Source organism: Providencia sp. PROV080, from assembly GCF_033688105.1.
In the GTDB taxonomy this organism is placed as follows: Bacteria; Pseudomonadota; Gammaproteobacteria; order Enterobacterales; family Enterobacteriaceae; genus Providencia; species Providencia zhejiangensis.
Genome location: NZ_CP096346.1, coordinates 3,617,492 through 3,637,994, shown reverse-complemented (window position 1 = coordinate 3,637,994; position 20,503 = coordinate 3,617,492). Strand labels below are relative to the sequence as shown.

Below are 20,503 nucleotides of genomic sequence, written 5' to 3'. Positions count from 1 at the left end.
TTTAATGACTTGATGTGATTATCATCACAATAACCCCGCCTTTTTTTGCATATAAATCGCTCATGTTTATGTCGCTTTAGTCAATATGAGATCATGATTATGGTATTTTCTACTCGAGACACACTCTTTTCCCTACTGACCTTAGACGGTATTTCAGGTCATGAAGCCCCTATCGCAAATGTGATGAAAAAACATCTCAAAACCAGTGCTAAAGACCTTTGGCAGGATCGCCTCGGTAATGTCGTTGCTCGTTACGGAAGTGAAGATCCAAAAGCACTGCGTTTAATGGTCTTTGCGCATATGGATGAAGTGGGATTCATGGTACGAAAAATTGAATCGTCAGGGTTTATTCGTTTCGAACGAGTCGGCGGGCCTGCACAGGTGACAATGTCAGGTTCAGTGGTTCGCCTTGCCGGTGAATCTGGCTCAATACCTGGATGTATTGGTATTAAATCTTATCACTTCGCGAAAGGAGATGAACGTACACAATCTCCCTCTATTGATCAGCTATGGATTGATATAGGAGCGAAAGATAAAGCAGATGCTGAAAGGATGGGAGTCAAAGTCGGTACACCAATTACGTTGTATAACCCACCCCAAGAACTGGGTAATGACATGGTTTGCAGTAAAGCATTAGATGATCGACTTGGCTGTACAGCGTTGCTGGGTTTGGCCGATGCAATTAAAGATAAAAAACTAGATATAGCCGTATTTATTGTTGCCTCAGTACAGGAGGAATTCAATATTCGTGGCATCTTGCCTGTACTACGCCGTGTAAAGCCTGACCTCGCTATTGGAATCGATATTACCCCTTCTTGCGATACCCCAGACTTACAAGACTATTCGGATTTAGTCATCAATAAGGGGGTCGGCATTACTTGCTTAAATTATCACGGTAGAGGCACCCTTGCAGGGCTAGTCACACCTGTTCGTTTGATCAATATGTTAGAAAAAACGGCGTCTAAAAACCATATTCCAGTACAAAGAGAAGTTGCTCCAGGTGTCATCACTGAAACTGGCTATATTCAAGTTGAGCAAGATGGCATTCCTTGTGCAAGCCTCTCTATTCCATGCCGCTACACACATTCACCGGCTGAAGTTGCGAGTTTACGTGATCTCAGTGACTGCATTCGGTTATTAACTGCTTTAGCCACACTTCCAGCTAATCAGTTTCCTATCGAGTCTGACTCAGACTATAACCAAGAGGTTAATTAAAATGAAAAAAGTCCTCGTTGCATGTGGAACGGGTATGTCTACGTCCACAATGATTGCTCAAAAACTGCAAGATTACTTGGCAAGTGAAGGGATCCCAATCGTCACTTCACAATGCTGTTTAAATGAAATTCCACTCAATAGCCATGGTGTTGATCTGATTATCACTGCAATGAAAACGGATACAGATTATGGCGTACCAACATTGAATGGCGCGGCCTTACTCACAGGCGTTAATGACGATGCACTAAAACAAAAAATTAAAACGTTGTTATCACAATAAACCTCATAGGTGACGTTATGTTTGACTATATACTTTCTTTAGGCGGTACAGTATTTGTCCCAATCGTCATGATAATTATTGGCTTAATCTTTCGCATACCGTGGCTACAAGCCATTAAAGCAGGGGTGACTGTCGGTATTGGATTTGTCGGAATGGGGCTGGTGATCGTCATGGCTATTGATAGCCTAAGCCCTCCAATCAAAATTATGATTGAACGTTTTGGCTTATCTCTGCATGTGCTTGATGTTGGTGCGGGACCTGCATCCGGTGTTGGTTATGCAACAGCTATTGGTGCCATGATTATCCCCGTTATTTTCTTACTTAACATCACGTTATTGTTTACTCGCCTAACGAAAACCATGAACGTTGATATTTATAATTATTGGCACTATGCGATTACTGGTACCGTTGTTCAAATAGCAACAGGCAGCTTAATTTATGGTATCGCAGGGGCGATGTGTCATGCCATCTTATCGCTAAAAATGGCGGATTGGACAGCAAAACGAGTACAAACAATCGTTGGATTAGAAGGCATTTCAATTCCTCAAGGGTATGGCTCTAGTTCAGTCCCTCTATTCGTATTTCTTGATTCGATCTATGAAAGGATCCCTTTCTTAAAAGGAAAAAATATCGATGCTCAAGCAATCCAGAAACGCTACGGTATGGTGGGAGATCCCGTTATTATCGGGGTTGTCTTAGGTTTATTATTTGGGCTTGCGGCAGGAGAAGATTTTAAAGGTTGTGCGACGTTAATGATCACGGTTGCCGCGATCATGGTGTTATTTCCACGAATGATCCGCTTGATTGTCGAAGGTTTACTGCCGATCTCTGAAGGTGCCCGTAAATTTTTTCAGAAGCATTTTAATGATCGAGAAGTATTTATTGGTTTGGACACCGCGGTAACGCTTGGCCATCCAACGACGATTGCAGTGGGCTTACTACTGATTCCTATCATGCTGGTCTTGGCAAGCATTCTGCCATTGAACAATGTGTTACCACTGGCTGACTTGCCTGTAGCTCCTTTCTTCATCTGTATGGCCACGGTAATCCATCGTGGTGACTTATTACGCACATTACTGAGTGGTGTGATTGTGATGAGCACCGTTTTATTGATTGCAACACAATTTGCCCCTTTCTTTACTGAAATGGCGCGTAATGGGGGCTTTAATTTTGCTGAAAATGGTTCACAGATTAGTGCCTTGTCTGTAGGCAATATGTTCGGCTGGTCTATTTACGAATTGATGTCATTTGGTCTTATTGGCGTTGTGCTAACTGTCGGTATTGTTGCCTGCGTCGTTATTTTCTTACGTAATCGTGAATTACCTGAATAAGGAGTATGGAAATGAGTTGGTTAAAGGATGTTATTGGTACGGAAAAGGCGGTAATTGCTATGTGTCACTTACGTGCGTTACCTGGGGATCCTGACTTTAATGCTCAGCACAGTATGCAATGGGTCATTGATAGAGCTTATGAGGATCTGATGGCTCTACAAAATGGCGGTGTTGATGCTGTGATGTTTTCAAATGAATTTAGCCTGCCTTATCTCACTAAAGTCAAGCCAGAAACAACCGCAGCAATGGCACGGATCATTGGTCAATTGATGAGTGAGATCCGGATACCTTTTGGTGTAAATGTCCTTTGGGATCCGATCGCTTCATTCGATTTAGCGATGGCGACAGGTGCGAAATTTATCCGAGAAATATTTACCGGTGCTTATGCAAGTGATTTTGGCGTATGGAATACCAATGTGGGGGAAACGATTCGCCATCAACATCGTATTGGGGCAAGCGAGGTAAAAACACTGTTTAATATTGTACCTGAAGCTGCGGTATACCTAGGTGGACGTGATATCTGCTCAATAGCAAAGTCTACCGTTTTTAATAATAAACCAGATGCATTATGTGTTTCGGGATTAACTGCTGGCGCAAAAACAGACAGTGCGATTTTGAAACAAGTCAAAGATACGGTGCCGAATACGGTGGTCTTTGCCAATACAGGGGTGTGCCTCGAAAATGTGGAAGAGCAATTGAGTATTGCTGATGGATGCGTCACTGCGACCACATTTAAAAAAGACGGTATTTTTGCCAACTTTGTTGATCAAACCCGTGTGGAAAGATTTATGGAGAAAGTGCATAGCATAAGGCAATAAGAAAGGAGATAAGCAAAATACCTATCTCCTCGTGATACTTAGAGTCCTCGCAAGCTTCGCCAAAAGTTAGGCGAGGGCTCAATAATCAAGCATATACCGAACCTTAAAGGAGTCAATATACAATGATTGATGATGCTAAATGGATCCAAATAAATCAGGTTGCGACGGATTGGAAAGAGGCGCTTAGCATAGCTTGTAGACCTTTAATTAGGTATGGCGCGGCTGAGCCTAATTATTTACAAGGCATCATTAAAAATACCCAAAGTTGGGGGCCTTATTATTTGATTGCGCCGGGTATTGCAATGCCGCATGCACGCCCTGAACAAGGGGCTATTTATAATCAGATGACGCTAACTACCCTAAAACAACCGGTTGTCTTTGGGCATGAAGATTGTGATCCCGTATGGTTACTGATGACGGTGTGTGCGATTCAAAGCAATGACCATATTCGATTAATACAGCATATCGCTGAAATTGTAGATAACCCCTTATTACTTGATGAGATTCGTTTTGCTAAAACCAATAGCGATATTTTGAAAGTACTAAATCCATATTAATCTCTTTATGGAGGAGTAATGATGATATTACATCCATCTTTGGCTTCTGCTGATCCACTTTGCCTTGGCTCTGTGATTGATAAACTTGCTAATCAGAATATTGGGTCATTACATCTGGATATTGAAGACGGTAATTTCATCCATAATATTACTTTCGGTAGCAAGTTGGTTAAAGCGGTCGTACAAGCCACAAAACAGGCCATATCTATTCATTTGATGGTATCTCAACCATTATTTTGGGTCAGGGAACTTGCACCTTTTGCGCCTAAATGGATCTTTTTTCATCCAGAAGCGGTGAATAATCCTTCAGAAATTATTGCTGAAATTAAAAAAATAGGGGCAAAAGCAGGGATAGCATTAAATCCGAGCACCGCAGTGGCTCCTTATCAATATCTTACTGATAAATTAGATGCTGTGATGGTGATGACTAGCGAGCCTGATGGTGAAGATCAACAATTTATTCCATTGATGGTAGAGAAGATTCAGCAAGTGTCGTCTTTATTTCACCCACTGGAATGCTGGGTTGATGGTGGAATAAGTGCAGATAAAATGCCTTTTTTAAAAAAAATGGGAATTAATAATATTGTCTTAGGAAGGGCTCTTTTTACAACTGATGATTACGAAAAAACGATAAAACAATTCAGTGATTAAATTCGGAGAGAGGTCGCTTATGAGTCTGTATAAATCTGATCGGATCCAACAGATGTTGCACTATCTTTGGAAATGCCGAGAATTGTCTACACAACAAGCCGTTGAGTTATTCGGTTGTGCTGAAGCGACAATTCGTCGTGACTTTCAGTATATCGCTGAACACTATCCAGGGATGACCAGAACGCATGGCCGCTTAAATTTCGATGATAGTACGACAGATAAAGAATCTCAGTTCGATGTTAGGCGTTCTTTAAATTGTGCCTCTAAACGTGAAATTGCACTGATAGCCCGTAAATTTATTCATGAAGGTGATTGTTTCTTTCTTGATTCCGGCTCTACTTGTTTAGAGTTAGCAAAATGTTTGGGGGATATTCGAGTGAAAGTGATTTGTAATGACATCAAAATTGCGAATCAGCTTGGGGCATTTCCAAATGTAGAAAGTTATATTATTGGTGGATTAATTAGACCAGGGTATTTTACGGTGGGAGAGAGTTTAGCCTTAGAGATGCTAAATGCGTTTGCCGTTGATCGTGTCTTTATGTCATGCGATGCATTATCGATTGAAATGGGAATAACGAATGCCACCATGTTTGAAGTAGGCGTTAAGCGTAAACTTATCGCTCGCTCGCCTGAGGTTATTTTGTTAGCTGACCATAGCAAGTTTGATATGTTTGAACCCCATGCAGTAGCAACGTTATCATGTATTAAAACTATTATTAGCGATAGTGGGCTTACCAATGAAATTCAGCAACGGTATCGTCAAGCGGGATGTGAATTAAAATGCAGCTATTAGCGATGGTATGTGGAAAATGGTATTTCATTAATATGTATATTAAGTTCTAAAATAAAATTATGATGGGGTTTATTAATAAAATGGAGTGTTAATGTTTAAACCAATTCCTCAAAGAGGAAATATTTCTATATAAGATTGAAAATAGCGAGCCAGCTCACTAAATCAATATTTGGTATTTATTCTGTCAATTATCATTACGATAGAATATATTTATCCGTAAATGTTTTTTGTTTTTTATTTTTCACCTCTTGCTTAGTCATCGACTCAATGCACTCGTAGCTTGATTTTATTGATAGTTTTACGCTATAAAATGAGTGCTGCATTTAAATTCTATTGATAAATTAAATCATACAAGGTAATTATAAAATAAAATCAATTAAAACTTAGTGAAATACAAACCATGGATCACATAAAATAAAAAAAGGAATTTGGAAGATTGATTTTTTATCTAATGAGCCTGAATAATGTCCTTACGTAATGCCACTTAAGTATTGCTGTTTGGCAATAGGTGTCTGATATAAATAATATATCAGGCATTTTCCACATCGGAGAAAACAGATGGATTATGAAAAAACAGGATTGGACATTTTAAGGTTTATTGGTGGAGTAAGTAACATTGAGTATCTAACTCATTGCTCTACTCGACTTAGAATAAATCTTTATGATAATAATAATATTGACCGAGAAGAATTGGAAAAAATTCCTGGCGTTATTGCTGTTATTATTAATATCCAGTGCCAAATTGTGATTGGTAAAGAGATAGTTAATGTCTACAATGTGATTAATAATTTATTAATCGCTCAAAAAGGTCCTGTAAATAATACAATAAAGACAAAAAAACGATTAGGCCCTTTACTTATTGGTTTTATTATTAGTGTGTTTCAACCCATCTTACCGGCTATCGCTGGAGGAGGAATTCTGAAATCAATCTTAATCATATTGGATATGTTAGGTTGGTTAAAAAAGGGTACCCCTACTTATCAAGTTTTAGACTGTATTGGCAGTAGCCCTATTTATTTTCTACCAATATTAGTTGCAATTACGACAGCGGTTAGGCTTAAAGTCAATGTAGTGATAGCTGTTTCTTGTGTCTCTGTTCTTATATTACCTGAAATGATAAGAATAATGACAGAAGGAACTTCATTTTTAGATTTTAAACTTGAAAATATTCAATATGCGACCCAAGTATTTCCTGCAATACTGTGTGTTCTTTTCTATTCCCAAACAGAAAAGTTATTTACGCGTTATGTACCCACTCTCTTACAAAGTTTTCTAACACCTATGTTGTCATTTATAGTGACAGTGCCTATTACGCTACTTATTTTAGGTCCAATGGGGTATCAGCTAGGAGTTGCAATAACAACAGCAATGATTTGGTTACATAGTCATTTAGGGTTCATTGCTACGAGTATGGTAGCTTGCACTTTACCTTTCCTTGTTGCTACAGGAATGCATAAACCTCTGCTACCTTATGCGATTTCAACTTTAGCACAACATGGTAAAGAGACACTTTATATGCCAGCGTCATTAGCTCATAACATCGCAGAAGCGGGGGCTTGTTTTGCTGTTCTAGTCAAAAGTAAGAATAAATCAACCAAGCCAATTGTATTTTCTGCGGGCATATCTGCATTATGCGGTATTACAGAACCCGCACTTTATGGCGTTACCTTTGTTAATAAAGTAGTACTCTACGCTGTGATTGCTGGCTCCGCAATTGGTGGTAGCTTCTTAGGGTATATGTCTGTCTCATCTTTTGCTTCAGCTAGTCCAAGTTTAGTCAGTATCTCTATTTTTGCTTCTAGCGACTTTCCTAAAAATATTATTTATGCTCTGATTGGAGCCAGTATTTCGTTTAGTATCACCTTCCTAATCACATTTATATTCTGGCATGAAAAAAATAATGAGAAGCAAAATAAAAAAATAGAAAACGAAAAGTTGACCTCTACACCATTTTTATCAAATAAATAAATATATCAAAATAATAGTTTGTAAGTATTGATCATATATTTAATGCTGACTTTATAAGGTTACACATTGTTTTTGATATTTAAAATAAAATATTTTTGGCTTTAATTATTGTTAGTTTATAAGAACAGAACGTTTATATGTGATTTTTTGTTTTTAGTGAATAATAATTTAAATATTAGGATAATAAAGGGAATCGTATGGGAATAGAAAAAAGAACATTTAAGCATGGTTTTTTATGGGGAGCTGCAATTGCAGCAAATCAAGCAGAAGGTGCTTGGAATTTAGATGGAAAGGGGCCTTCTGTTGCCGATGCGATACCAATAAAATCAAATCTTAGAGTGACTGACTATAATGGGCACAACGCAGTATCAGACGAAGATATTCAGTCAGCTCTTAATGGGGTTAATAATATTGCATATCCTAAACGTAGAGGAATTGATTTCTATCACCGTTATAAAGATGATATGGCCTTATTTGGTGAAATGGGAATTAAAGTGATGCGGGTTTCCATTGCATGGACTCGTATATTTCCTACCGGAGAAGATAGTGAGCCTAATGAAATAGGTTTGAAGTATTATGAAGATCTATTCATGGAAATGCATAAATATAATATTGAACCTTTAGTGACGTTATCTCACTATGAAATGCCATTAATATTGAGTGAAAAATATAATGGTTGGACTCATAGAAATGTGATTGATGCATTTGTGAAATATTGTAATGTTTGTTTCCAGCGTTATAAGACATTAGTTAAGTATTGGCTGACATTTAATGAAATAGACAGTGTCATGCGTCATCCCTTTACGACTTTAGGGTTTCGTGAACAAAAATCGACACCAGAGCGTTATGAACAGGACATTTATCAGGCACTACACCACCAATTTGTGGCTTCAGCGATTGTAACTCGCGATTGCCATCAAATTATTCCACAAAGCCAAGTCGGTTGTATGTTAACGAAGGTGACGACATATCCAAGAACTTGTCATCCAAGCGATGTTGAAATTACATTAAGAAAAAATCTGGAAAATTATTTTTATTCAGATGTTCAGGTTCGTGGATATTATCCACCACTTATATTGCGTAGTTTTGAACTACGAGGCATTACCATTCAAATGGAACCTGATGACTTAGAAATTATCCGTCAACATACTGTTGATTTTATCTCCTTCAGTTATTACATGTCAGTAACTGAGTCTGTTCAAGATAATGCAGAGAGGACACCAGGAAATACGGTGTTTGGTGTAAAAAACCCCTATTTATCGACATCTGAATGGGGATGGCAAATCGACCCTATCGGCCTGAAGATTTCATTAATTGAGCTTTATGATCGCTACCAAAAGCCATTATTTATTGTAGAAAATGGGATTGGAGCAAAAGATATTGTAGAGGATGGCAAAATACATGATAGCTACCGAATTGATTATTTCAGGGCGCATTTTGAGCAGATGAAAGAAGCGGTGAATGAAGGTGTTGATTTAATGGGATACACAAGTTGGGGAACTATCGATATTATCAGCGCGGGCACCTCACAAATGACAAAACGTTATGGGTTTATTTATGTTGACCAAGACGATGAAGGAAATGGTACCTTGAACCGGTTGCGCAAAGACTCTTTTTATTGGTATCAAAAAGTGTGTGAAACAAATGGAGAAGACATTCGTTAGATTGCAAAAAAGTAGCGACTACATGGCAGGGTGTTGTTTATTAAGATAATAACAATAAAACATTTTAGTGAATAAGAATTAATCTAATAAAATAAACAAGCATGATAGTCATCTTGGTATGCAAATATAGAGATGACTATTATGCATTAGATAGAATAATGTTTATTGGTTAGGTTCAATAAGAAAGGGTTGTTAGAAGATACTAACATTATAATAAAATTGAATTAATAACGAGAAGCTGATATTCATTGTTAGGTGATTTAATCTTAGACTAGCTAATTATACAAGAGGATATCGTAACTTGAAGGAACCACTGTAGAAGAGAAAGTGGTGCCGGACTAGGAATCGACTTCTCATCATAACATCATGTATTTAAATTAATTAATTGAATTTGATTTAATTTATACCCTCTTTTGTGCCCTCAGTCCGTTTGGTGGGTTTTGTTGAGCACGGTTGGGGCGATAGAGCGCAACAAATAGATTGTTTTTTTTGCACAGATGACAGGTGTAATTATAACGTATTCGAATCCTTCATAAGTATACATTTAATGGGGATCATGTTCATGTTAATTGTTTCTAGTATGAATCATGGTATTGCTAATTTGACATGTTTAATGATGTCTTATTGTGTCATTTTTGTTTAATTCCTCAATGCCTAATTCAGTTAAGATCCAACGGTTTGATATGTGCCATTGAATCAAGTCTTTTTTCTCCAGCGAATCGAGCGTCCTTTTGTTACAGAGTGAGCCATAATTGAGTTTCACATTACTCAAGGTTTTTAGTTGCCGTTCTGATAGTTTCATCGCGTTCACCATAAGATCCAATTATTTAACGTGTACTGTGGCTATAGTCGTTCGCGTCCAGAAAAGTGGGCGTGCATTTGTTCTGTCAGTACCCATAACGCTTTATTGAGCTTAATATCCCCATCAATCCCATTCACGGAACGCGTGCGAGCGCGTTTACCTTTCGCATTTCTGCCTGATAATCCCCCTTTAATTAAATTTTCTTGCAAACGTTGGTACACCGTCCAAAGATCGTCCTTCTTATCTTCTACACGGCGTGGCTGTAAAACTTGGGTTTCAGTGATCGGCTGATGCGCTTCACCATAACGATACGTGAGAGCAGATTGAGCAAAGATGTGTTGTGCGGGTGGCGGTAATATCAAGCTTTGCATTTCTTCGCGTTTATCTGCGATGGCATCGAAGGTGCCTAATACTTCATAAGCCCCTTCAATGACTTTATTCACCACATCGCCCTTGTGCGGCACTCTTACTTCACCAAACGCGTCACCGCAAACGAGGCCATTACAGCAAATGGCTCTAAAGAAGCCGGGTAACATTTGATAGCTACTCGATCCATCATGGCTATTAAGTAAGATGATTTCCGGCACTTGGCTACCTGTAATTTGATCATGGCGTCTGAGGCGCAACATATGCTTAGTATGATCGCGACGGCTTTCATCACGCACGCGTGTTTGGCACGCAAAGAACGGATAAAAACCTTCTTTTTGTAGGCTGTCCAATAAGGTAATAGTCGGGATGTAGGTGTATTTTTCGCTGCGTGACTCATGTTTTTCTTCAGAGAACACGCTGGGTACAGTACGGAACAGTTCTTCGATAGTTAATGGGCGGTCACGGCGAATGCTATTCGCCGCACCAAAGCGGGACGCTAAGCGAGTCATAGTAAATTTCCTTATTATCCTCAATAATTAAAAAGCTCGCATTGCGAGCTTTTCTTGCTTATAGAGTTATTCTATTTAAACGGCATTAGTTACCACTATAAAAATCAAAGGTATTATGTGACAGCGGAATATTATGCTATGAGCACACTTGTAAGACTTAATATGTTGATAAGGTAATCTGATTTTGACTGTTTTTCTTTTTAAATAATCAGTTATATTTAAATTTATGTTTGGTACGAATATTACATATAATGAGGTGATATTTATGAATAAAGCTTTATTTGCAGGTATTATTGCAATGTATTTAATGGCGACTTCCGCTTTCGCAACAACAGACACTAAACCTGTATCGCAATGGAAGTGTGAAGATTTTTTGGTCATCGATGATAACTTTTATCCAACTGCCATTGGTGCAGCAGAGATTGTGACACAAAAAGGAAAAGTAGAAGATCCTACTTTAAATATTAGTAGTATCGAAACGGTAACTCCCCTGATTGTTGATGCGTGTAAAAAATCCCCTAAAGAGTCATTTATTCAAAAAGTCGAAGAATATTTGAAAAAATGGTGAGGTAAAAAGCGCTGGGGCAATCAGACAGTAAAAATAAATAATTAGATGATATAAGTGAATTATTTTTCAAGGATTGAGCTTTGTTTTAGACTTAGTCCGTTTATTTTTTAGCAGTAAGAGTCCAGTGAGTGCAAAAAAACAATCATCCTATTTATTAAAAAATCTGTTAATCGTCCTAAAAATAATGCTAACAGACAATTACCAATCAGTAATAAATCTTGAAATAAGCAAAATGAATACATAATGGAAGTGATATATGGAAAAACAGCGTGAGCTAGATATACAATTTATGGCACAGGCACTTGAGTTAGCCGCTGAGGCAACAAAGAAAGGTAATGAGCCCTTTGGCGCCGTACTCGTTAAAGACAATCAAGTCGTAATGACAGGTGAAAATCACATACACACTGAAAGTGACCCAACCTATCATGCAGAGCTTGGCCTTATTCGCCAGTATTGTTCTGAGCATAAAATCATGAATTTATCTGAGTACACGCTGTATACCAGCTGTGAGCCTTGTTGTATGCGCTCCGGTGCGATGGTGTGGAGTCAATTAGGTCGGATGGTTTATAGCCTTTCTCATGATGAGCTAGCTGAGATTGCGGGGTTTAACATCATGTTAGGCAGTGGTGAGATTTTCGCTAAAAGCCCTTTTAAGCCTGAGGTGACTCACGGTGTTTTAAAAGAAAAGGCAATGTTAATTTATACACAATATTTTCAACCGACGACTTAACATCAAACGTCGGTCAATAATGAAAATATCGGTTAAGTTGACTAATAAGATAACGAATCACTCTTAACAGGTCAATGATGACATTGATTAAATTACCTGAAAAAGCCGGCTTTGCCCTGCGCCATGCACCACCGGAACAACAACGCACTTTTCTTGCTGTAATTGCGCATTGGCCTAGCAATGTGGGGCAAAGTACCCAATCCTATTCTGCGCAGCTTAGAGCCAAAATTGCACAAATTGTAGCGGTCTGGGGTGGTGTATGGCTTAACCCTGAAGACGGTAATCTAAAACTGAAACTACAATGCGCACAAGGCCACCTGATTAACACTCGCCCATTCTCTTTACGGCAAGGTGTATGGTGCGCGCAATGCTATATTGACAGTAAGCGGTATTCGATTGCCATGATGCAGACATGGGCGGCTCAGCGTCAGGGAATCTGCCTGTCAACGGCGTACATTAATTCCAACTCAAAACTCACTTGGCAATGCGAACAGGGCCACACTTGGGAGGCTTCGGCGGATTCGGTCAAGATGGGACGGTGGTGTCCTCAGTGCTTACGCGTTCAACAGCAAGCGCAATATCTTGCAGAGATAAAGGCCATGGCGAAAGCGCGTGGGGGGAATGTTTATCCGATAAATACATTCATACTAAAAGTAAACTAAAATTCCGTTGTGCTCACGGTCATGAATGGGAAACCTCGCCGCATATTACGCGTAATGCTCAAGGCTCATGGTGTCCTGTTTGCCCGATTGAGGCGATGCGAGGCTCATTGGCAGAGTTGCAGTCTATTGCCGCCGAGCGAGGCGGACAGTGTTTGGCAACAGTTTATACGACAGCGAATGATAAGGTGGGTTGGCTATGTGCACGGGGGCATGTTTGGTATACCACGGCAGCACATGTGAAAGACGGTACTTGGTGCCCTGAGTGTGTTTACTTATCATTGTGTCGAAGTGATAAAACTCGGAAAAAATATTTACCTCAAAAGAAATAGTTACGAGCGTCGCCAGTTGTAAACGGGCGTTGTGACGATTTAATCATCATACGAGTTGTTACTTTCGGATTAATCTTTTTTATGTGGAATTCGTCAATTTATTTCATGTTTAGTATGTTTTTTGTTGAGTGTTAATGTTAGCGTAACCGAAATAAATGCTATTTATCTTGGTCACGCTTGAGATTTGATTATCGGGCGTAACCCATGGAATAACCTCAAAAGGACATTCGATGAGTCTGATAAAGCCCCTCAAAGCGCCTTTTTTATCCCACAATCGCTATCAATTGGTAGTTCAAGCATGCGATGCGCTATTGGATGTTGAATCTTTCATTGGGCGAGAAGCGATTAGCGAAACTTATCGTTATCAGATAACGTTCACCTCTTCAGCCCAAAATCTGCAAGCCTCCCAGTTTCTTCGCCGTACCGCGCACTTTACGTTTTCATCACCCACTATTCCATTGGCCGAGTTACATTCACTGAATGAACCTCAAAAGCGAATTCATGGGGTCGTCACACATTTTAAGCGGTTATCTGGTTCAGCAGATGAAGCCCAGTACCAAATTGTGATTGAGCCGTTTGTCTCGTTGCTGCGTCATCAGATGCGTTCCCATCGCTTTTTCCTCAATAAATCTGTACCGGAAGTGATTGAGTTTATCTTGCGTGAACACAAAATTCAGGGCTGGGAGTTTGAGTTTCACCTGCAACGACAATATCCCAAGCGGGAGCAAATCAACCAAATCAATGAAAGTGACTGGCAATTTATTGAGCGTTTGCTCAGTGAAGTGGGCATTTTCTATTCCTTTAGTCTGCAAACCGATACCAAGACGGAAATTATTCATTTTGGCGATAGCCAGAGCGCCTATGTGTATGATTTACAACTGCCACTCAATAGCCCTTCCGACATGAATGACAATGGCGTGGAGAGTGTATGGGGGTTATCGCTACGTCACCAAGTGGTTGAGCGCAGTGTGACCACCAAAGATTATAATCACCGCCAAGCGATGCAAACCGTGCAATCCATTGAAACGGACATGACGCGAGGTGAAGGGGAGGACATCAACTATGGGGATGTCTACCACTACAAACCTCGTCACCTTGAGCGCGGTGAAAAATACCAACCGGAAACCGAAACGGCACATTTCTGGTCACGACTTGACCATGAACGCTTTCTCGCTCGTCAAATTCTGCTGCGAGGAAAAAGCAATTCCCCGCGCCTGACGCCGTTGATGATTTTTAAAGTGATTGATAGTCAGTTACCGTCAACCTTACCCACGGACTTTCAATCCGAAATCTTAATCACGAGCTTACGTTTTTCAGGTAGTCGCAGCAGCGCGTTAGTGATTCAGTTTGATGCCGCGCCATATACTGAAGCCTTGTGTTGGCGACCGGCCTTGAAGCCGCGCCCGGTAATTGCAGGGACTTTGATGGCGCGCATTACCAGTGCCAAATCCCACGATATTTACGCCCATCAAAATGAACACGGCTTTTACTGGGTGAAATTCGATGCCGACCGTGATGAAAAACCCACGGGGTATGAAAGCATGCCTTTGCGGCTAGCGAAACCTTATGCGGGTGATACCTACGGGATGCACTTTCCGTTAATCCAAGGGACAGAGATTGCAGTCGCGTTCCATGAGGGCGACCCGGATAGACCGTATATCGCTCATGCGTTGCATGATTCCCATCGCCCCGACCACATCACTGACAAAAATAATACCCGTAACGTCATTCGCACTCCGGCGAATAATAAGCTTCGCATGGAAGATAAGCGAGAGGAAGAGCATATCAAGCTCAGCACGGAATACGGCGGTAAATCCCAACTTAATTTAGGGCATTTGGTTAACCAAGGGCGTGAAAAACGTGGGGATGGTTTTGAACTGCGTACCGACAGTTGGGGGGCGATACGAGCAGGGAAAGGGTTGTTTATCAGTACCGATTTACGCACGAAAGCCTCTTCAGAACAACTGGATATGCGCGAAGCCAAGCAGCAATTGGATGATGCACTGAACCTCGTGAGTTCTTTACGAGAAGCTGCTGAAGTGGCAAAAGCGGAGTTGGCCGATTTAAACGCCCAACAAACTTTACTGACCCAATCGATTCACGAACTGCAACAAGCGGCGCTATTACTCAGTGCCCCTGCGGGGATTGCCTTAACCTCACCCAAAACCGTACAGGTGAACAGCGGTGAAAACATTACCTTGACGGCTAATAAACAGGCCGATATCTCAGTCGGTAAAAAAATCACCTTAGCAGCAGGAAAAGCCATCAGTTTATTTGCTCACACTCTAGGAATTAAAGCTTTTGCCGCAAAAGGCAAGGTAGAAATTCAAGCACAAAGTGATGAGATGCACCTCACCTCCCTAAAAGATATGACGGTCACGAGTACAGGTGGCAAAACCATAGTTGCGGCCAAAGACGAACTGCTACTGACCTGTGGCGGTGCCTATATTCGCTTAAAAGGTGGGCAGATAGAGTACGGCAGCCCCAGCAACCAAACGGTGAAAGCCACAAATTGGGTGGTTGAAGGCCCAGCCTCAATGGATATCACTCATCCACAATTTCCGCAATCGATGCCTAAACAAACCTTGCGTTTTCAACTGAGTTCGTCGCCGCAAAGCCCAATGAAGGCGCGTGCGTTTGAGCCGTATACTTTATATGGTAATGGGACTCTACTTACGAAAGGATTCACTGATGAAAATGGCAACATTCAAATTGAACATGATGTCTCGGTAGAAAAATATCTCGTTGAGTTATTGAATGGTGAAAAATTCACCATCAATCTTTTAAAAGCAGGCTCAGAAAATACTCAAGATGATGAGGTTTCAAGGGAGGGATTTCGTGCTCTCAGACCAATACCGGGTATGGAAGGTAAAAAACTTTCAGGTATGACACATAGAGATATTTTCAAAAAATTATTGATGACTGAAGTACTGAAAGATAATCAAGAGGAAAAATAGTCATGAGTGATGCAACGGAACAAACCATCAATCTCGTGTTAGGTGAAAATAATAGCGCGATACTAACACCGCAATGGTTTATCAGTGGTAAATATGCGCCTGTTGCTGCAGGTTTTGCCCCTTTAATTAATGGTGAACGTGCTTTTGCCACAATAGCTAAAGCGATTGAACAGGCACAAAAAAGTATTGATATTATTACATGGGGATTTCAATCATCCATGTATTTTACACGGGGGAGTAAAGACGAAGCCAAAAGAGTGGGAGATCTACTTGTTGAAGCGGCAGATCGCGGTGTTAAGGTGCGTATATTAGTCTGGTATACATTAGGGGGGGATAGTCAAGATCCTAACTTTCCGGGATGGAAAGCTACTCCTAAAAACTTTGGTTATGGTAATTTTGCTGTTTATACACCATCTACGCCTGCTGTTTACAGTGCTTCCGGTAACCAGTTACCATACCAAACACCTGAAGATTATGAATATGACTGTCAGTGGCATTGGGAGATTTCAATCAAGAAAAGAGGAAAAGGGAATATCCTTGTCAGACATCGAGAATTAAATTGGACCAATGATATTCAAGAAGCGACTGAACGACAAACAAGCCATCACGTAAAAGAATATGGCGATATTGGTTATGTTCAAGGGCGGCTACTTGCTTTATACCCAACTCACCATCAAAAAGTGATTCTGGTTGATTATGAAGTGCCAGATGATGCAGTCGGATTTGTCATGGGGCACAATTCCCTCTCCACCTATTGGGATAAGGATTCTCATTCTGAACACCAGTTTTCAGCAGCTATTGGTCGAGATGCTGATACTGCATGGCAAGATAACTCATCATGTGTTTGTGGTGCCGTTTTGGCGTATATCAATCACAATTTTGTCGAAGCATGGGAAAAAAATGTTGGGGAAGATGCTGAACTGAGTCAACGGTCATCTTTTACCGAGGAAGACCATCAATTCACCCAACAGCGTATGGATAAAATTAATAACAGGTTGATTCATTCAGTCACTGTAGATGGAATGATCCCATTAAAAAAAGTGATGGCTCAAATCTGCCGTACCCAACCTCAATATAAGGAGTTCGATGTTTTACGCTTATATAAGCATACATTAGTGAGAGCAAGAAAATATATTTATATTGAAAATCAATATTTTCGCTATCCTCCTTTCGTTAAGTTATTGCAAGACGCTATCAATGAGCGAGTTAAAGAAGGTTATGATATAGAACAAAATCCGCTCCACCTCTTTGTTGTCACTAATAGTTCTAATGATGCAGCGATCCATTCCGGAAGTTATCAAACGTATAAAATGATTGAAGCGTTACAACGCCCAGATATGGTGCCAAATTATCATCGCAAAGAGCATAAATTGGGTGATGAGGAACCAATAGCCGCAGGCTCAATTCCTGGAATAAAATCGCATATTTGCACATTGGTTTCACCTGATTCAACAACACCGCATTGGAAATCTGTTTATGTTCATAGCAAAGTGCTAATGATTGATGACACCTTTATGACATTGGGATCTAGTAATGTGAATTTGCGCAGCATGTTATTTGACAGCGAATTTAATATCGTCATTCAAGATACTGATGTGACAAATATTATACCGCCTATCCGACAGCATTTATGGAAAATGCATACAAAACAGTCTAGTGATGATATGAGCAAAGAGTTTAATCATTGGTTTGATATTATTAGTGAAAATAAGAAATTAAGTAACAGTAGTATTCCTGCAACTCCAGTTGCATCTTTAATTGAGTTTTTTGATGGAAATAAAAAATGGAAAAATATGGATTAACAATAAAAGCGGAGAAGATAAATCTGTACTTTTCCATGTTATTTCTATTGTTATTAATTGGATGCGAAAAAAAGGATGTGAGTGAGATGAATGACACTTTAAAAAATTTTCAATTTACGTGTACTCATGAAATGGAGAATTTACCACCTCTTGATTCTGAAGCCGATATTTGGTTTAAGGGAGCTCGTCAGCTACAAATACAAAAAGGATCCAAGGATTTTAAACGTATCACAATGCTATATCGTCAAGCGGCTGAAAAAAAACATTATAAAGCGATCGGTAACTTACAGAATATGATAGCAACAGGCCAAGCTGAACCTATGATGGGCAAAAAACGTTCTGAAGAGGTGATTGATTTAGTTGAGCAACTGATACAAATGGATATTCCATTTGGCTATTACATTATGGGTACTTATCTCCAAAGAGGTTACGGAGTAAAACAAGACTCAGATGCAGCGATGCGTTATTTTTTAAAGGCCGCGGTAATGGGAAACCCAGATGGTCAACTTGCAATTGGTGAATTATTCCTTGATGGAAAAACTTCTTTATATCAACCCTCTTTAGGAAAAAGTATGCTTGATTGTGCTGCCCAGCAAGGAAATACTGATGCTGCATATTCTTTAGCTATGCACTATAAAGTTCTAGAAAAGCAATATGTACTAGCTGTTCGTTATTTTCAATTAGCTATTCGTTATGGTCACGAGCAATCAGCATACAAATTAGCAAAAGTATTTAATACATCAGATAATCAAGATAGGCTCAATTATATGGGGCAACAGGTTGACCTAGAAAGAGTTCGTCGCTATGAAATGATAGAAAATGAGTTGAGACGTAATCCTAGAGCCAAATTCCCCGATATCGATAAAATCGTTCCTCTTCCACCTGCCGAGCTCCCTGAATGGGATGGTACGTTTGAATATAAAAAACAACCAGATAATCAATAAAAGGATTTTATCATGCGCGCACTTGTTCGATTAGGTGACAAAACTACTCATGGCGGCGAAGTGATCTCCGCGTCTGGTTCGGTGATGTACGGCAAACCGATAGCTTTAGTGGGAGATAAAGTCAGTTGCCCTAAAAAAGGACACGGTGTTAATGCTATTTTACCCGGTTCAACGCGTATTTTAATATCTGGTCGTCAGGCAGCACTCAATGGTTTTCAAACCGAATGTGGCTGTACGCTTATTGCTAGTCTGTCATCGTCGGGTGAGCAATCATGATAAGCTGGAAAATTCCCTCTTTAGAACACCCTCCTAAGCCTAAATTACCTCGCTTGATGCTTTGGTTCTTTTTAGTCGCGATTATTGGTTTTATCGGATTTGGCATAGGTGTTTATTTCTCTTCAATTGGGGTATTGTCTAGTGACGTTAGTAACAACCAAATAATCGCTTTATTTGTTGTTCTTCCCGTGATTGTTATTTTGTTTATTCGTTTATTGGCCTATTCGATAGTGTCATATGATCATCGGCAGTTTACTGATATGCTTGATGATGCACGTCAAGAATGGGGATATTGGGCTAGGAAGCATCTAGGAATTTTAGCGTATACACGATTGACACAATTTGATGAAGAAAAAAAACAAACGTTGTTTTGTCTTCACTGCCGCCTAATAAAGGCAATATATTGCAATTAAGCGCCTTCAAATCACTTCCTTCATGGGAAAAACAAGAAATGGTGGTGAGAAAGTTACTTGCCCCCATTGCTGAATATTACCACCAACATGCTCTTACTCAGCCAATTACTCTATATTGGCAAGCTGAAGATAATGAGGCTAGTTGGCAAGCTCTCATTCAGGAGGAAGCTATGCGCTTATCATTAGAGCTTGAATCTATTGAAACATTACCATATGACTCATTAAGTGAATGGTTGTTAGCACTGTATGAAAATCCCTTTGAACCTAAGTTATACGCTATTTTAGCTTTTCAGTTAGACTCAACGACGAGTGAAGAAGCCGGGAGTCTATTACTTGCACCCCAAGGGTTCTACGAGCGTTTACGCGCGCCTATTAAAGCGAAGCTCCTGCGCCCTATATCCACGGATATAGAGTCATTCCCTGACGCATTAAAAACACAGTGTGAATTCCAGTATTCAGGCGAACAATTAGATGGAATTTGGCACAGTGGCGTAGAGGATAATGATAATAAAGGAAAGTGTATCGAAAACTATGCCCGACAGAATGTGTCTCATTTATCAGAACGCCTTTATGACATTGATGCCCTTTTAGGCAAAGGCGGTATCGCGCGTCATGTGGTGGCTTTGTCACTGGTGTATGAATATTCACATTACAGCCTTATTACCCATCAAAAGGGGATGCAACTTTTGTTGCAACAAATTCAGGTTTAAAGCTTAGTTATGAGAAGACTATTAAATTAGTGATAAAAAGAAATGCGAATTGTCGTTTTAATAAAATAACAACTGCAAAATAAAATCTATTAGATTAAATACGATTAACAGATAAATAAAAACAATATTTCATTGATTCTATTGAATATGCTAGA

General features: G+C 39.8%; 20 protein-coding genes. 19 read left to right on the top strand and 1 reads right to left on the bottom strand.

Going from position 1 to position 20,503, the window contains the following annotated elements; all coding sequences use genetic code 11:
- Positions 1-99 precede the first annotated feature (99 nt).
- The 9 genes from M1F03_RS16380 (at position 100) to M1F03_RS16340 (ending at position 9,277) form a co-directional block, all read left to right on the top strand.
- Positions 100-1,215, top strand: coding sequence for a M42 family metallopeptidase (locus M1F03_RS16380; protein WP_154623530.1), 1,116 nt, complete (start codon positions 100-102; stop codon positions 1,213-1,215).
- 1 nt (position 1,216) lies between these two features.
- Complete coding sequence (gene sgcB / locus M1F03_RS16375; protein ID WP_154623529.1) at positions 1,217-1,495, top strand: PTS sugar transporter subunit IIB SgcB; 279 nt, start codon at positions 1,217-1,219, stop codon at positions 1,493-1,495.
- Positions 1,496-1,512: 17 nt separating this feature from the next.
- Positions 1,513-2,826 carry a PTS sugar transporter subunit IIC SgcC gene (gene sgcC / locus M1F03_RS16370; protein WP_154623528.1) on the top strand — a complete coding sequence of 438 codons (1,314 nt, stop codon included), beginning with the start codon at positions 1,513-1,515 and terminating at the stop codon, positions 2,824-2,826.
- Between the two features lie 11 nt (positions 2,827-2,837).
- Entirely contained in the window at positions 2,838-3,644 is an 807-nt protein-coding gene (locus M1F03_RS16365) for a BtpA/SgcQ family protein (RefSeq protein ID WP_154623527.1), read from the top strand.
- A 122-nt stretch (positions 3,645-3,766) separates the two neighbouring features.
- Complete coding sequence (locus tag M1F03_RS16360; protein ID WP_154623526.1) at positions 3,767-4,201, top strand: PTS sugar transporter subunit IIA; 435 nt, start codon at positions 3,767-3,769, stop codon at positions 4,199-4,201.
- 21 nt (positions 4,202-4,222) lie between these two features.
- Positions 4,223-4,852, top strand: coding sequence for an epimerase (locus M1F03_RS16355; RefSeq protein ID WP_251465244.1), 630 nt, complete (start codon positions 4,223-4,225; stop codon positions 4,850-4,852).
- Positions 4,853-4,871: 19 nt separating this feature from the next.
- Entirely contained in the window at positions 4,872-5,645 is a 774-nt protein-coding gene (locus tag M1F03_RS16350; RefSeq protein ID WP_154623524.1) for a DeoR/GlpR family DNA-binding transcription regulator, read from the top strand.
- A gap of 558 nt (positions 5,646-6,203) precedes the next feature.
- A complete protein-coding gene (locus M1F03_RS16345; RefSeq protein WP_251464714.1) occupies positions 6,204-7,613 on the top strand; it encodes a PTS transporter subunit EIIC in 1,410 nt (469 codons plus the stop codon).
- Positions 7,614-7,810: 197 nt separating this feature from the next.
- On the top strand, positions 7,811-9,277 hold the full coding sequence (locus M1F03_RS16340; RefSeq protein WP_251464713.1) for a glycoside hydrolase family 1 protein: 1,467 nt from the start codon (positions 7,811-7,813) through the stop codon (positions 9,275-9,277).
- Positions 9,278-10,120: 843 nt separating this feature from the next.
- Here M1F03_RS16340 and M1F03_RS16335 read toward each other — a convergent pair.
- Positions 10,121-10,957: a DUF932 domain-containing protein gene (locus tag M1F03_RS16335; RefSeq protein WP_318840011.1), complete on the bottom strand. Its 837-nt coding sequence runs from the start codon at positions 10,955-10,957 to the stop codon at positions 10,121-10,123.
- A gap of 265 nt (positions 10,958-11,222) precedes the next feature.
- Between M1F03_RS16335 and hdeA the strand changes: the two genes are divergently transcribed.
- The 10 genes from hdeA (at position 11,223) to M1F03_RS16285 (ending at position 20,348) form a co-directional block, all read left to right on the top strand.
- The gene (gene hdeA, locus M1F03_RS16330; protein ID WP_251464711.1) at positions 11,223-11,525 is read left to right on the top strand and encodes an acid-activated periplasmic chaperone HdeA; all 303 of its coding nucleotides are present in this window, start codon (positions 11,223-11,225) and stop codon (positions 11,523-11,525) included.
- 256 nt (positions 11,526-11,781) lie between these two features.
- Positions 11,782-12,255, top strand: coding sequence for a nucleoside deaminase (locus M1F03_RS16325; protein ID WP_251464710.1), 474 nt, complete (start codon positions 11,782-11,784; stop codon positions 12,253-12,255).
- A 77-nt stretch (positions 12,256-12,332) separates the two neighbouring features.
- The gene (locus M1F03_RS16320) at positions 12,333-12,917 is read left to right on the top strand and encodes a zinc-ribbon domain-containing protein (RefSeq protein ID WP_272661268.1); all 585 of its coding nucleotides are present in this window, start codon (positions 12,333-12,335) and stop codon (positions 12,915-12,917) included.
- A gap of 95 nt (positions 12,918-13,012) precedes the next feature.
- Positions 13,013-13,246 carry a hypothetical protein gene (locus M1F03_RS16315; RefSeq protein ID WP_275258237.1) on the top strand — a complete coding sequence of 78 codons (234 nt, stop codon included), beginning with the start codon at positions 13,013-13,015 and terminating at the stop codon, positions 13,244-13,246.
- A 230-nt stretch (positions 13,247-13,476) separates the two neighbouring features.
- On the top strand, positions 13,477-16,203 hold the full coding sequence (locus tag M1F03_RS16310) for a DUF2345 domain-containing protein (RefSeq protein WP_251464707.1): 2,727 nt from the start codon (positions 13,477-13,479) through the stop codon (positions 16,201-16,203).
- 2 nt (positions 16,204-16,205) lie between these two features.
- Entirely contained in the window at positions 16,206-18,005 is a 1,800-nt protein-coding gene (locus tag M1F03_RS16305; RefSeq protein WP_318840010.1) for a phospholipase D-like domain-containing protein, read from the top strand.
- Entirely contained in the window at positions 17,987-18,949 is a 963-nt protein-coding gene (locus tag M1F03_RS16300) for a DUF6396 domain-containing protein (RefSeq protein WP_251464705.1), read from the top strand. Before M1F03_RS16305 ends, M1F03_RS16300 begins: the two co-directional genes overlap by 19 nt.
- Positions 18,950-18,961: 12 nt before the next feature.
- A complete protein-coding gene (locus M1F03_RS16295) occupies positions 18,962-19,225 on the top strand; it encodes a PAAR domain-containing protein (RefSeq protein ID WP_006662595.1) in 264 nt (87 codons plus the stop codon).
- Positions 19,222-19,638 carry a hypothetical protein gene (locus M1F03_RS16290; protein ID WP_251464704.1) on the top strand — a complete coding sequence of 139 codons (417 nt, stop codon included), beginning with the start codon at positions 19,222-19,224 and terminating at the stop codon, positions 19,636-19,638. Before M1F03_RS16295 ends, M1F03_RS16290 begins: the two co-directional genes overlap by 4 nt.
- Complete coding sequence (locus M1F03_RS16285) at positions 19,629-20,348, top strand: hypothetical protein (RefSeq protein WP_251464703.1); 720 nt, start codon at positions 19,629-19,631, stop codon at positions 20,346-20,348. The genes M1F03_RS16290 and M1F03_RS16285 overlap by 10 nt, the downstream gene beginning before the upstream one ends.
- Positions 20,349-20,503 lie beyond the last annotated feature (155 nt).

Bases quoted from the DNA above. Each gene is read 5' to 3' on its own strand.
- M1F03_RS16380 (WP_154623530.1), top strand. From the start codon at position 100: ATGGTATTTTCTACTCGAGACACACTCTTTTCCCTACTGACCTTAGAC.
- sgcB (WP_154623529.1), top strand. From the start codon at position 1,217: ATGAAAAAAGTCCTCGTTGCATGTGGAACGGGTATGTCTACGTCCACA.
- sgcC (WP_154623528.1), top strand. From the start codon at position 1,513: ATGTTTGACTATATACTTTCTTTAGGCGGTACAGTATTTGTCCCAATC.
- M1F03_RS16365 (WP_154623527.1), top strand. From the start codon at position 2,838: ATGAGTTGGTTAAAGGATGTTATTGGTACGGAAAAGGCGGTAATTGCT.
- M1F03_RS16360 (WP_154623526.1), top strand. From the start codon at position 3,767: ATGATTGATGATGCTAAATGGATCCAAATAAATCAGGTTGCGACGGAT.
- M1F03_RS16355 (WP_251465244.1), top strand. From the start codon at position 4,223: ATGATATTACATCCATCTTTGGCTTCTGCTGATCCACTTTGCCTTGGC.
- M1F03_RS16350 (WP_154623524.1), top strand. From the start codon at position 4,872: ATGAGTCTGTATAAATCTGATCGGATCCAACAGATGTTGCACTATCTT.
- M1F03_RS16345 (WP_251464714.1), top strand. From the start codon at position 6,204: ATGGATTATGAAAAAACAGGATTGGACATTTTAAGGTTTATTGGTGGA.
- M1F03_RS16340 (WP_251464713.1), top strand. From the start codon at position 7,811: ATGGGAATAGAAAAAAGAACATTTAAGCATGGTTTTTTATGGGGAGCT.
- M1F03_RS16335 (WP_318840011.1), bottom strand. From the start codon at position 10,957: ATGACTCGCTTAGCGTCCCGCTTTGGTGCGGCGAATAGCATTCGCCGT.
- hdeA (WP_251464711.1), top strand. From the start codon at position 11,223: ATGAATAAAGCTTTATTTGCAGGTATTATTGCAATGTATTTAATGGCG.
- M1F03_RS16325 (WP_251464710.1), top strand. From the start codon at position 11,782: ATGGAAAAACAGCGTGAGCTAGATATACAATTTATGGCACAGGCACTT.
- M1F03_RS16320 (WP_272661268.1), top strand. From the start codon at position 12,333: ATGACATTGATTAAATTACCTGAAAAAGCCGGCTTTGCCCTGCGCCAT.
- M1F03_RS16315 (WP_275258237.1), top strand. From the start codon at position 13,013: ATGCGAGGCTCATTGGCAGAGTTGCAGTCTATTGCCGCCGAGCGAGGC.
- M1F03_RS16310 (WP_251464707.1), top strand. From the start codon at position 13,477: ATGAGTCTGATAAAGCCCCTCAAAGCGCCTTTTTTATCCCACAATCGC.
- M1F03_RS16305 (WP_318840010.1), top strand. From the start codon at position 16,206: ATGAGTGATGCAACGGAACAAACCATCAATCTCGTGTTAGGTGAAAAT.
- M1F03_RS16300 (WP_251464705.1), top strand. From the start codon at position 17,987: ATGGAAAAATATGGATTAACAATAAAAGCGGAGAAGATAAATCTGTAC.
- M1F03_RS16295 (WP_006662595.1), top strand. From the start codon at position 18,962: ATGCGCGCACTTGTTCGATTAGGTGACAAAACTACTCATGGCGGCGAA.
- M1F03_RS16290 (WP_251464704.1), top strand. From the start codon at position 19,222: ATGATAAGCTGGAAAATTCCCTCTTTAGAACACCCTCCTAAGCCTAAA.